This window comes from Herbiconiux solani NBRC 106740 (genome assembly GCF_001571005.1).
GTDB classification, from domain to species: Bacteria; Actinomycetota; Actinomycetes; order Actinomycetales; family Microbacteriaceae; genus Herbiconiux; species Herbiconiux solani.
In genome coordinates this window covers 81,875-93,456 of sequence record NZ_BCST01000005.1, presented here as the reverse complement: position 1 = coordinate 93,456, position 11,582 = coordinate 81,875, and the positions used below count along the sequence as shown (strand labels likewise).

General features: G+C 71.1%; 9 protein-coding genes and 1 riboswitch. Of the genes, 8 read left to right on the top strand and 1 reads right to left on the bottom strand.

Annotated elements, in window-relative coordinates:
* Positions 1 to 35: 35 nt before the first annotated feature.
* The gene (gene purU, locus HSO01S_RS10095) at positions 36 to 893 is read right to left on the bottom strand and encodes a formyltetrahydrofolate deformylase (protein WP_066040983.1); all 858 of its coding nucleotides are present in this window, start codon (positions 891 to 893) and stop codon (positions 36 to 38) included.
* Positions 894 to 1,096: 203 nt separating this feature from the next.
* On the opposite strand from purU, the gene HSO01S_RS10090 reads away from it, so the two are divergent.
* The 8 genes from HSO01S_RS10090 (at position 1,097) to HSO01S_RS10055 (ending at position 11,540) form a co-directional block, all read left to right on the top strand.
* Positions 1,097 to 2,338, top strand: coding sequence for an MFS transporter (locus HSO01S_RS10090; protein ID WP_245635967.1), 1,242 nt, complete (start codon positions 1,097 to 1,099; stop codon positions 2,336 to 2,338).
* 69 nt (positions 2,339 to 2,407) lie between these two features.
* Positions 2,408 to 2,489, top strand: a riboswitch (ZMP/ZTP riboswitch).
* Positions 2,490 to 2,532: 43 nt separating this feature from the next.
* Entirely contained in the window at positions 2,533 to 3,816 is a 1,284-nt protein-coding gene (glyA, locus tag HSO01S_RS10085) for a serine hydroxymethyltransferase (RefSeq protein WP_066040977.1), read from the top strand.
* The gene (locus tag HSO01S_RS10080) at positions 3,810 to 4,700 is read left to right on the top strand and encodes a bifunctional methylenetetrahydrofolate dehydrogenase/methenyltetrahydrofolate cyclohydrolase (protein ID WP_066040975.1); all 891 of its coding nucleotides are present in this window, start codon (positions 3,810 to 3,812) and stop codon (positions 4,698 to 4,700) included. The genes glyA and HSO01S_RS10080 overlap by 7 nt, the downstream gene beginning before the upstream one ends.
* Before the next feature lie 160 nt (positions 4,701 to 4,860).
* On the top strand, positions 4,861 to 8,553 hold the full coding sequence (locus HSO01S_RS10075) for a cell wall-binding repeat-containing protein (protein ID WP_066040973.1): 3,693 nt from the start codon (positions 4,861 to 4,863) through the stop codon (positions 8,551 to 8,553).
* 81 nt (positions 8,554 to 8,634) lie between these two features.
* Positions 8,635 to 9,567, top strand: a complete 933-nt coding sequence (locus HSO01S_RS10070; RefSeq protein ID WP_066040971.1) for an aldose 1-epimerase family protein — start codon at positions 8,635 to 8,637, stop codon at positions 9,565 to 9,567.
* A 155-nt stretch (positions 9,568 to 9,722) separates the two neighbouring features.
* Complete coding sequence (locus HSO01S_RS10065) at positions 9,723 to 10,037, top strand: DUF7882 family protein (RefSeq protein ID WP_245635966.1); 315 nt, start codon at positions 9,723 to 9,725, stop codon at positions 10,035 to 10,037.
* Positions 10,038 to 10,089: 52 nt separating this feature from the next.
* A complete protein-coding gene (locus HSO01S_RS10060; RefSeq protein ID WP_066040967.1) occupies positions 10,090 to 11,019 on the top strand; it encodes a DUF8686 domain-containing protein in 930 nt (309 codons plus the stop codon).
* Positions 11,016 to 11,540 (top strand): hypothetical protein, encoded by a 525-nt coding sequence (locus HSO01S_RS10055; protein ID WP_157079012.1) that lies wholly within the window; start codon positions 11,016 to 11,018, stop codon positions 11,538 to 11,540. Before HSO01S_RS10060 ends, HSO01S_RS10055 begins: the two co-directional genes overlap by 4 nt.
* Positions 11,541 to 11,582 lie beyond the last annotated feature (42 nt).

Here is an 11,582-nt window from a genome sequence, read left to right as displayed (position 1 = left end):
CCGAGCCCGAGCCCGAGCCCCGGTCAGCGTCCGCGTCAGCGGAAGATGATCGTGCGCGCGCCGTCGAGCAGCACGCGGTCCTCGGCGAACCACTTGACCGCCTGCGTCAGCGTGCGGCTCTCCTCGTCCTGCCCGATCGCGACGAGCTCGGCCGTCGTCCGGGTGTGATCCACCCGCACCACGTTCTGCTCGATGATCGGGCCCTCGTCGAGGTCGCTGGTCACGAAGTGCGCCGTCGCGCCGATCAGCTTGACGCCCCGCGCGTGCGCCTGCTTGTAGGGATTGGCGCCCTTGAAGCCCGGCAGGAAGGAGTGGTGGATGTTGATCAGCCGGCCCGCGAGACGCTCGCAGAGCTCGGGCGAGATGATCTGCATGTACCGGGCCAGCACGACGAGCTCGATGTCGTAGGTGTCGACCGCCTCGATCACGCGCTCCTCGAACGCGGCCTTGGAGGCCGGATCCGTCACCGGCAGCGACTCGAAGGGCACGTCGTAGAACCCGGCCAGGTCGCGGAGCACGCCGTGGTTGCTGAGCACCAGCGGCACCTCGACCGGCAGCTGGCCGTTGCGCTGGCGGAACAGCAGGTCGTTCAGGCAGTGCGCCGCCGTGGAGACGAGCACGAGGGTGCGGAGCGGCCGGCCGACGACGTCGAGCCGCCAGGTCATGCCGTAGTGCTCGACGACCGGGGCCAGGGCCGCCTCGAAGGTGGCCCGATCGGCCTCGGACTGCACCTGCAGGCGCATGAAGAACCGGCCGGTGTCGGCCGAGGAGAACTGCTGGCTCTCGGTGATGTTGCCGCCCGAGGCGACGACCGCGCCGCTGACCGCGTGCACGATCCCCGGCAGGTCGGGGCAGACGAAGGTGAGTACCCAGTGGTTGTGCGGCAGCGCCATAGCGAATCTCCTCTTGCCGGGGGATGCCCCTCAGCTACAATAGTCAGTGGTCGCACGGTCATCGTCCGGCCACGGGCATGTACGAAGTCGTCACCGGCCGCGCAGCTTTCCTTCGTCGGCCCGTGCTTCAGGTCGTCAGGAACGGCACTCGAGCCTCCTCTGTCCGCCGAATTTCGAGATGTCTTCGAATGGTGCGCACTGCTGTGACCACAACCAAACTCCCTCAGACCGGCACGACGCCGGTCGTCCGACGTTTCCCCTGGGGCGGCCTGTCCGTCCTCTCCGTCTCCGTCTTCCTCTCGGTCACCGCCGAGATGATCCCGACGGGCCTCCTGCCCGAGATGAGCTCCTCGCTCCGGGTCTCGGAGTCGCAGACCGGCCTCCTGATCAGCTTCTTCGCGTTCGCGGTGGTGCTGACCAGCGTTCCGCTGACCTTCCTGTTCCGTCGCGTGCCCCGGCACACCCTGCTGATGCTCGTGCTGGTCGCGATCGCGGCGTCGAGCATCGCCGGCGGCCTCGCCCCGAGCTTCGAGTTCCTCGTCGTCGCCCGCGTGATCGGCGGCATGGCGCACGGCGTGTTCTGGGGTGTGGTCGGTGCCTACTCGGCCCACCTCGTGCCCAAGGAGCAGATCGGCCGCGCCGTGGCGATGACCACCGGAGGCGGCACCCTCGCCTTCGTGCTCGGCGTGCCGCTGGCCACCACGGTCGGCCACGCCTTCGGCTGGCGGGTGCCGTTCCTCGGCATCGGCGTGCTCGCCGTGCTCGGCGCCGTGCTGATCTGGCTGCTGCTGCCGCGGGTCGACCACCGCAAGCACCTCGACGTCTCGACCGACACGGCCTCGATCCGAGCCGCCCGCCGTCGCGGACCGCTCGACCAGACGATCCCCGTGGTCGCCCTGATCTGCATCCTGGTCGCCGTCGTCATGATCGGCAACTACTCCTTCTACACCTACATCGCGCCGTTCATGATCGGCCAGATGGGCATCGCGGAGGGCCAGGTCGGCCTGCTCCTGTTGGTCTACGGCATCGCCGGCGCGATCGGCGTGCTGACCGCGGGCGCCCTGTTCGGCCGACGGCCGACGACCGGGCTCGTCGTCGCGCTCGCGGCGACCGGCGCCTCGGTGCTGCTGCTCGCGCTGTTCGCGGCCCAGCCGGTCGTGGCGATCGGCGCGTTCTTCGTCTGGGGCATCGCGTTCGGCGTCATCCCGACCCTGCTGCCGACGCGGCTGATGCACGTGGCGTCGCCCGCGATCCGGGATTCGGCCAGCGCGTTCTACTCCACCGCCTTCAACGCCGGCATCGGGCTGGGTGCACTCGTCGGCGGATTCTTCCTCGACGCCTTCGGGCTCGGCTCGCTGCCGTGGATCTACCTGGTCGCCCTGGCGCTCGGGATCGCGCTGCTCGCCGTCACCCCGGCCCTCACGCGGCGCGCCCAGCGCCGCTGACTTCCGCAGGGGAGGCGACCCCGCGAGGGGCCGCCGACCCTCGCGGGGCCGAACCCTCCTGAGGTAGGCTTGGCGCGTCGCAACTGGCGTTCAGATGGTCACCATCGGGAAGCGACGGACAGGGATTCGGCCGCGCGCCTGGGTCGATACGGATCCCGACACCCGTAGTCCGTCACGCCGAAAAGGAGCCCGCCATGTCCGACACCTTCGACACCTTCACTGCGCCCCTCAGCGAGGTCGATCCCGAGATCGCGGAGGTGCTGAAGCTCGAGCTCGGCCGCCAGCGCGGCACGCTCGAGATGATCGCCTCCGAGAACTTCGTCCCCCGGGCGGTGCTCGAGTCCCAGGGCTCGGTGCTCACCAACAAGTACGCCGAGGGCTACCCCGGCCGCCGCTACTACGGCGGCTGCGAGTTCGTCGACATCGCCGAAGAGCTCGCGATCGCGCGCGCCAAGTCGCTGTTCGGCGCCGAGTACGCCAACGTGCAGCCGCACTCGGGAGCCACCGCCAACGCGGCGGTGCTGAGCGCCATCGCGACGCCCGGCGACACGATCCTCGGCCTCGAGCTCGCCCACGGCGGGCACCTCACCCACGGCATGAAGCTCAACTTCTCGGGCAAGCTCTACAACGCCGTCTCCTACGGCGTCGACCCCGAGACCTTCCTGGTCGACATGGACGTCGTGCGCGACAAGGCGCTCGAGCACAAGCCGCAGGTGATCATCGCCGGCTGGTCGGCCTACCCCCGCCACCTCGACTTCGCCGCCTTCCGCGCGATCGCCGACGAGGTCGGCGCCAAGCTCTGGGTCGACATGGCCCACTTCGCCGGTCTCGTGGCCGCGGGCGTGCATCCCTCGCCCGTGCCCTTCGCCGACGTGGTCTCCTCCACCGTGCACAAGACGATCGGCGGCCCGCGCTCGGGCTTCATCATCAGCCGCGACACCGAGCTGGCCAAGAAGCTCAACTCGAACGTCTTCCCCGGCCAGCAGGGCGGCCCGCTGATGCACGTGATCGCCGCGAAGGCCACCGCCTTCAAGCTCGCCGCGACGCCGGAGTTCCGCGACCGCCAGGAGCGCACGCTCTCCGGTGCCCGCCTGCTCGCCGACCGTCTGACGGCCGAGGACAGCCGTGGCGCGGGCGTCGACGTGCTCACCGGGGGCACCGACGTGCACCTCGTGCTCGCCGACCTGCGCACCAGCGAGCTCGACGGCAAGCAGGCGGAAGACATCCTGCACGAGGTCGGCATCACCGTGAACCGCAACTCGGTGCCCTTCGACCCGCGCCCCCCGATGGTCACCTCGGGGCTCCGCATCGGCACTCCGGCGCTCGCCACCCGCGGCTTCGGCGACGTGGAGTTCACCGAGGTCGCCGACATCATCGCGACCGCGCTGCAGCCGGCGCCTGACGTCGAGGCGCTGCGCGCCCGCGTGCTCACGCTGACCGACGGCTTCCCGCTCTACCCGGGCCTCGAGAAGTGGTAGCCGTCCGGCTCGACGGGGTCGCCACCGCCGCCGCGATCAAGTCCGAGATCGCCGACCGCGTCGCCGCCCTGCGCGCCCGGGGCATCGCGCCCGGGCTCGGCACGCTGCTCGTCGGCGAAGACCCGGGATCCATCTCCTACGTCGCCGGCAAGCACCGCGACTGCGCCGAGGTGGGCATCGAGTCAGTGCGCGTCGACCTCCCGGCCACCGCGACCGAGGCCGACGTCCGTGAGGCCATCGCGTTCCTCAACGCCGACTCCTCGGTGACGGGTTACATCGTGCAGCTGCCGCTGCCGAAGGGCATCGACGAGAACGCCATGCTCGAGCTGATCGACCCGGCGAAGGACAGCGACGGCCTGCACCCGACGAACCTCGGCCGGCTCGTGCTCGGCGTCGAGGGCGAGCTCGACTCGCCCCTGCCCTGCACCCCGGCCGGCATCGTCGAGATGCTCACCCGCTACGGCGTCGAGCTCAGCGGCAAGCACGTGGTCGTGGTGGGCCGCGGCCTCACGGTCGGCCGCCCGCTCGGCCTCCTGCTCACCCGCAAGGGCGTGGATGCGACGGTCACCCTCACGCACTCCCGCACGGTCGACCTGGCCGCCGAGGTGCGGCGGGCGGATGTCGTGGTCGCCGCGGTGGGCGTGCCCGGCCTGATCAAGGCCGACTGGGTGAAGCCCGGAGCTGCGGTGCTCGACGTGGGGATCACCCGCGTGCTGAACGAGGAGACCGGCAAGGCGCGCCTGGTCGGTGACGTCGACCCCGGTGTCGCCGAGGTGGCGGGCTTCCTGTCGCCGGTGCCCGGAGGGGTCGGTCCGATGACGCGGGCGATGCTCCTGAAGAACGTGGTGGACGAGGCGGAGCGGCGCGCGAGCGCGGTTGTGTAACAAGTTCGTTTCCCCGGTTTCGCTTCGATTAAATCGACGACCGGAGAAATGATCCCTCGGTAGGTTCGGAATCACCCACCGTCGGGCACGTACCGGAGTGTGGGGCTCGCGGACGGCTGCACGGCGGAGGAATTCCGAATCCCTACCGCTGAGGAGCACAGTGTCCCCCTCCTTCCGACCATGGCGGCGGCTCGCGCTCGCGACCGCCCTCTGTCTCGCCGCAACACCCGTCCTGGCGACGACCTCCGCCTTCGCCGCGCCCGCGGTGACCCAGGACGTCGTCGTGACCCAGGGCTCCGACTGGAGCGTCGTGCCCGTTCCGGGCGGCTACCAGGTCACCAAGACCCTCGCCGAGCCGATCGAGCTGCGCGGTGCCGCGCCCACGCTCTGGGCCGACGGGGTCGAGCTCGGCATCGCCCAGGAGTCGCTCGACGGGCTGACCCTGACGGTCACCACGGCGGATCCCGCTACCGCCTCCGCCACCTCGGTCCTGCAGGGCTGGGACGGCGAAGGCGACCCCGCCTCTCCGGTCGACGCCGGTGCGGCCTCGAGCGCCGGAACCGGTGAGGGCGCCGGCTCGGCGCAGACCCTCGCCGCCCCCGTGCTCGCCGCCGACCCCGCCACGCACGGCCAGTACGCGGTCGAGCGCGCCGACTACGACCTCGGGGACGAGGCCGAGGACATCCGCGGTTTCGGCCGCAAGGGCGAGATGCGCGCCGCCGTGTTCATGCCGGTCGGCGCCACGGGCGAGCGTCCGGTCGTGATGTTCCTCCACGGCCGTCACACCTCCTGCTCCGGCGGAACCCGCAACCCCGCCTCCTGGCCCTGCAACCCGGACCAGGTCGACATCGACAGCTACCTCGGCTACAACGCCTCGGCCGAGGCGCTCGCCAGCCAGGGCTACGCGGTCGTGTCGATCTCGGCGAACGCGATCAACGCGCTCGACGGCACCCTGTCCGACGACAACGGCGCGGTCGCCCGCGGTCAGCTCGTCCTCGACCACCTCCAGGTGCTCAGGGAGGCCGACGCCGGCACCGCTCCCGAGGGCGTCAGCGCGGCGCTCAAGGGCCGCCTCGACCTCGGTCACGTCGGGCTCATGGGCCACTCGCGCGGCGGTGACGGCGTCGTGCGCGCCGCCCTGCTGAACGCCGAGCTGCCCGAGCCCTTCGGCATCGAGTCGGTGCTGCCGCTGGCTCCGACCGACTTCGGCCGCATGACGCTGCCGGACGTGCCGATGGCCGTCATCCTGCCGTACTGCGACGGCGACGTCTCGAACCTGCAGGGTCAGCACTTCTTCGACGACTCGCGCCACGCCTACGGTGACGACGTGCTCCGCTCCTCGCTCCTCGTGATGGGCACCGACCACAACTTCTTCAACACCTCGTGGACGCCGAGCAAGTACCCCTACTCGACCTCGGACGACTGGGCCGCGCAGGACCGCACGCAGACCAACCCGGTCTGCGGCTACGGAACCGCGCCGACCCGTCTGACCGATGACGAGCAGTACGCCGTGGGAACCGCCTACATCTCGGGCTTCTTCCGCCTCACCATGGGCGGCGAGAACCAGTTCCTGCCGATGTTCGACGGTTCGGACGCGAAGCCGGTCTCGGCCGGTCGCGCCGACATCCGCGTCTCGGCCTCGCTCCCCGCGTCGCTCCGCAGCGACATCAACAACTTCGACGCCGTGGACTCCCGGGTCCGCGTGCTCGGGTCGGGGACGTACGCGTACTGCGAGAGCCTGGCCAACCGTCCGGTCCCCGGCGTGCTGGCGCCCTGCGCCACCGCGGCGCTGGCGACCTCGCAGGTGCCCGACTTCACTCCGGCGAACTTCGCCCAGTCGGTGCCGGCGACCACCTCGCTGCACTTCACCTACACCGCTCCGGCCAGTGCGACCGCCGCGGCCGGCCAGCTGCGCGTGCCGACCACGGACGGCGCGAAGGACTTCAGCTCGTTCGAGAAGCTGTCCTTCCGTGTCACGCCTGACGAGACCGTCGTGGGGTCGACCGACCTCACGGTGACCCTCGTCGACTCCAAGGGCGGGGTGGCCGCGGTCCCCGCGTCCTCGTTCGGAGACGCCCTGACGGTGCTCCCCGGAACGGCGACACCGCTGCGCAAGATGCTGCTCCAGCAGATCGCGATCCCGTTGACCGCCTTCACGGGCGTCGACCTCACCGACGTGCAGGAGGTGCGGTTCACCGCTCCCCGTGCCGCCGGTGGCGTGCTGCTGTCCGACCTCTCGGTGATCAAGCCCGCCACCATCGGCACGGCGAAGATCTCCACCCGGCCGACGCTCTCCGTGCCGGACGTGAACATCGAGGAGGGCAACGGCGTCGGAAGTGTCGACGTGCCCGTCGTGCTCTCGCGTGTTCAGGACGTTCCGACCACCGCGTACTTCAGCGCGGTCGGCACGGCCGACGGCAAGGTCGACCTGGCGATGCAGAAGCTCACCTTCGAGCCCGGCCAGCGCTGCATCGCGGTGTCGGTCCCGACGAACGGCGACACCGCGACCAGCGGGGCGGCGACCGCGAACTTCCGTGCCACCATCTCGAACACGCAGGAGGGCTCCACCATCGGCGACTCCTTCGGCTACGTGAAGGTGCGTGAGGACGACGGCGTCGTGATCGGCGGCCAGACGGCTCCGCTCGCTCCCGCGGTCGGTGTGCAGGGGGATGCGTGCGCCGAGGCGCTCGCGACCCCTGGCGTGCTCGGTCTCTCGGCCACCACGGTCGAGCCGGGCGGCACCGTCACGGTCACCGGAACCGGCTTCCGGGGCGGCGAGTCGGTCTCCCTTACCCTCGGGGGAACGCCGGCGACGGCCCCGGTGGTCAGCACCGACGGCAGCGTGTCGTTCACGGTCACCATTCCTGAGGACGCCGCCTTCGGCCCGGTCGCGCTGAGCGCGGTCGGTGCGGGATCGGCGCTCACCGAGTCGGCCGAGCTCACCATCGCCATCCCCGTCGACCGCATCGCGGGCGCCGACCGGTACTCGGCCTCCGTGGCCGCGTCCAAGGCCGGCTTCCCGGGCGGGGCCGACACGGTGTTCATCGCCTCGGGGGAGTCCTTCCCCGACGCGCTGTCGGCGGCTCCTGCCGCTGCTGCGGCCGATGGACCGATCCTGCTCACGCAGGCCGGTTCGCTGTCGGCCGGTGTGCTCGGCGAGGTCGGTCGTCTCCGCCCGAGCTCGATCGTGATCGTCGGCGGTAAGAACACGGTGACCCCGGCCGTCGAGGCGGCGCTCAACGAGATCGCTCCGGTCGAGCGCCTCGAGGGCACTGACCGGTACTCGACCTCGCGGGCCATCGCCGAGGCGACCTTCGGCGAGTCCGGGGCGAAGACGGCGGTGCTGGCGGCGGGGTCGAACTTCCCCGACGCTCTGTCGGCGGGGTCGGCGATCGCCGGTCAGGGTCCGGTGATCCTGGTCGACGGCACCGCATCCGGTCTGGATGCGGCGACGACGGGCCTGCTGAAGGAGCTGGAGGTGACCGACATCGTGATCGCCGGTGGTGAGGGTTCGGTCTCGGCCGGCATCCAGACCGCCGCGTCCGGTATCGCGACCACCGAGCGCCTGTCCGGTGCTGACCGGTATGCGTCGTCGCGGGCGATCAACGCGCACTTCTTCACCTCGGCCGACCGGGTTCTCCTGGCGACGGGTGAGAAGTTCCCGGATGCCCTCGCCGGGTCGGCGCTGGCTCCGAAGCTGGGTGCTCCGCTGTTCACGGTCCCGTCCGGGTGCGTCCCGGCCGAGACCCAGGCGCAGATCACCGCGCTCGGCGCCCGCCAGGTCACCCTCCTCGGCGGACCGGGCTCGCTGAGCGAGGCCGTCGAGAACCTCACCCCCTGCACCGCAGGCTGAGGCACCTCCCCTGAGACGTCCCGTCCCCGGTCATCGCACCGGGGGCGGGACGTCTTCGTCTGCCGGCGCTAGGCTGGCCGCGTGCTCGCTCCCACCGGAACCCAGTACCCCCTCCGCCTCGAGACCGAGGGCCGGGTGGTCACCGCGGTCGTCACCGAGGTGGCGGCCGGCATCCGCTCGCTCGAGGTCGACGGCATCGCCCTCGTCGAGGCCTTCCCCGAGGAGTCGGCCCCGCCCGGTGCCGCGGGCATCGTGCTCGTGCCGTGGCCCAACCGGGTGGCCGGCGGGCGCTGGACGCTCGACGGCGAACCCCAGCAGCTCGACATCACGGAGCCGAAGACCGGCAACGCCAGCCACGGTCTGCTCCGCTACACGGGGTACCGGATGCTCGAGTCCGACCCGCACCGCGTCGTGCTCGAGGCGCGCGTCTTCCCGCAGCACGGCTACCCGTTCCTGCTCAGCACGACGGTCGAGCACCGGCTCACCGCCGACGGGATGACCGTGGTGCACACGATCGTGAACGACTCGGCCGAGCCCGCCCCGGTCGCGGTGGGCGCGCATCCGTATCTCCGGGTCGGCGAGGTGCCGCCCGAAGACCTCGTGGTGACGGTCGACGCGACGACCCGGTTCGTGACCGACGAGCGGCAGATCCCGGTCGCCGAGGAGCCGGTGGCCGGCACCGACGCCGACCTCTCGGGCGGCCGCCGGGTCGGTGACCTCGAGCTCGACCATGCGTTCGGCGGTCTCGCAACGGGAGAGGACGGGCTCAGCCGGCAGACGGTGCGGGCGCCCGACGGGCGCGGAGTCGAGCTCTGGGCTGGCCCCGACTTCGCCTTCGTGCAGGTGTTCACGCCGACGAAGTTCCTCGGGCCGGGCGGGCCGCGCCGGGCGGTCGCGCTCGAGCCGCTGACCGCGCCGGCGGACGCTCTCAACTCGGGCACCGGTCTCCGCTGGCTGGCGCCGGGGGAGCGGTGGGAGCTGGCGTGGGGTCTCCGCTTCCTGCCCGGCGGCTGACGGGCCTCTTCCCGGGATCGACCGCCGGGCGGATCCCGCCGGGATCGGCGAGCCCGTTGTCAAGCCCTATCGCGTGATTTTGGGAGCTTTTCACCGGCTATTACGCTCGGAAAGCGGGAGTGAACAGTCCTCCGGCTGAACGTGGGAGCGGTGGTTTGGGCCTTTTGATCTATGGGCCGAGTGCGTCCGAGATCGAGCTGGACGACCGCCTGCTCGCGCACCTGCGGATCGTGATCCTCTCCAAGCTCCGCAACCACGAGGCGTTCTCGCTGTCCTGGAACATGGATGCGAACCAGGGCAGCGGCCGCGAGACCCTCTGGGTGCATCCCGCGATCCCGCTGCGCTTCAAGTTCTACGGCGGCCGGCCGCCCTCGATCAACCGGGCCTGGATCGACGCCATGGTCACGGCGGCCAACCGGGGCGACCTGCGGATCATGGCCGAGCCGGCCCACACCGACGCAGACGGCTGACCCGGGCGGCTGACCCGGGCGCGATGTCCGCGATGCTCGGTATGCTCGGCTCGTGAGCGCAGAGAGTGCGCGGCCGCGCCCCCGCCGCCGCGGGATCGCCATCGGCATCGCCGTCGTGGCCCTGATCGTCTACGTCGCGGTGCAGTTGCTGTACGCCTACGGCAACCGCGGGAGCACGGTGAACAGTGGTGATCCGGCGGACCCTGAGGCCGTGATCGTCCACCTCAACCCGACATCGGTCAATGCGGTGACGGAGCGGGTCTCGATGGACATGACTGTGGAGGCACCGCAGTCCTTCCACGATCCGAACGATCCGGGTTCCGTCGCCCTGTCGCGCGGATTCGACCTTCTCCTGCTCCCGGTCGAGGGCGCCCAGGTGGTGCACTTCTCACCGGGTGACGTCCCGACGATCTCGAGCACCGTCTTCTTCACCGAGGGCGCGATCGAGACTTACCCGTTCGACACCCATTCCATGGAGATCTACGCCTTGGCGTACACAACCGAAGACGGTGTGCGAAAACCACTGAAGACGAACGTCGAGGTCGGTGCGAACGTGCCCGGCTGGATCTTCGGCGGCTCCATCGTCTACGAGGACACCGGGGCGACGGTGACCGACGAGACGGGGACCCGCCCGGTGCCCACGGTTGCCGTGACGGTCACCCGCTCCGCCAGCACCCTCGTCTTCGCGTTCCTCCTGCTGGGCCTCCTGATCGTGATGCCGACGCTCGTGCTGTTCGTGGCCATCCGCACCTACCGGGGAAAGCGCAAGGTCGAGGCGACCCTGACGAGCTGGATGGGTGCGATGCTCTTCGCGGTGGTGCCGCTCCGCGGCTTCCTGCCCGGGTCGCCGCCGATCGGGTCGTGGATCGACTTCCTCGTGGTGCTCTGGGTGATCGTGGGCCTGGTCACCGGGCTCACGGTCTACGTGCTGGCGTGGAACCGCTGGGGCACCCCGGCCGCGCGCGAACGGCCCTCGCCGTGACGACCCGGCCCGACCACCCGGCCCGGCCTGTCCGCAGGTCGCGCATCCGCCAGGCCGGGATCGCCGCCGCCTGCGCGAGCGTGGTTCTTCTGCCGACAGGATGCGTGGCGGGCGAGCCCGCCCCGAGTGGTTCGGCGACCGCGTCCTCGACCTCGACCGGGCTGCCGCCCACGTCGTCCGGCTCGCCCACATCGCCCGAAGCATCCACGCCCGGCGCCCCGCCGCCCGCCGACCAGACCGCGCTGCCTACCCCCTACCCCTCGTCCTCCGGAGACGCTGCCGCGGCCTGCGCGCTGATCGCGGGCCCGGGCGACAACCGCACCGAGGCGGCGGCGCTCGGGGCGCAGGCCGCGGCCGAAGACCCGGCCTGGACCGACCTCGCGGCCGCCCTGCAGACCCTCTCGGGCAAGTCCTTCCCCACGACCGACGCCGACCCGGCCGACGTCAACGCCTACCTCGACGCCTACAGCGCCTTGATCCCCCTCTGCGCCCCCACCGGCTCGCCCCTCCCGGAGGGCTGAGTCGGCGCACGGCGTCGGAATGACTTACGACGCGGACGAGGA

Bases quoted from the DNA above. Each gene is read 5' to 3' on its own strand.
- purU (WP_066040983.1), bottom strand. From the start codon at position 893: ATGGCGCTGCCGCACAACCACTGGGTACTCACCTTCGTCTGCCCCGAC.
- glyA (WP_066040977.1), top strand. From the start codon at position 2,533: ATGTCCGACACCTTCGACACCTTCACTGCGCCCCTCAGCGAGGTCGAT.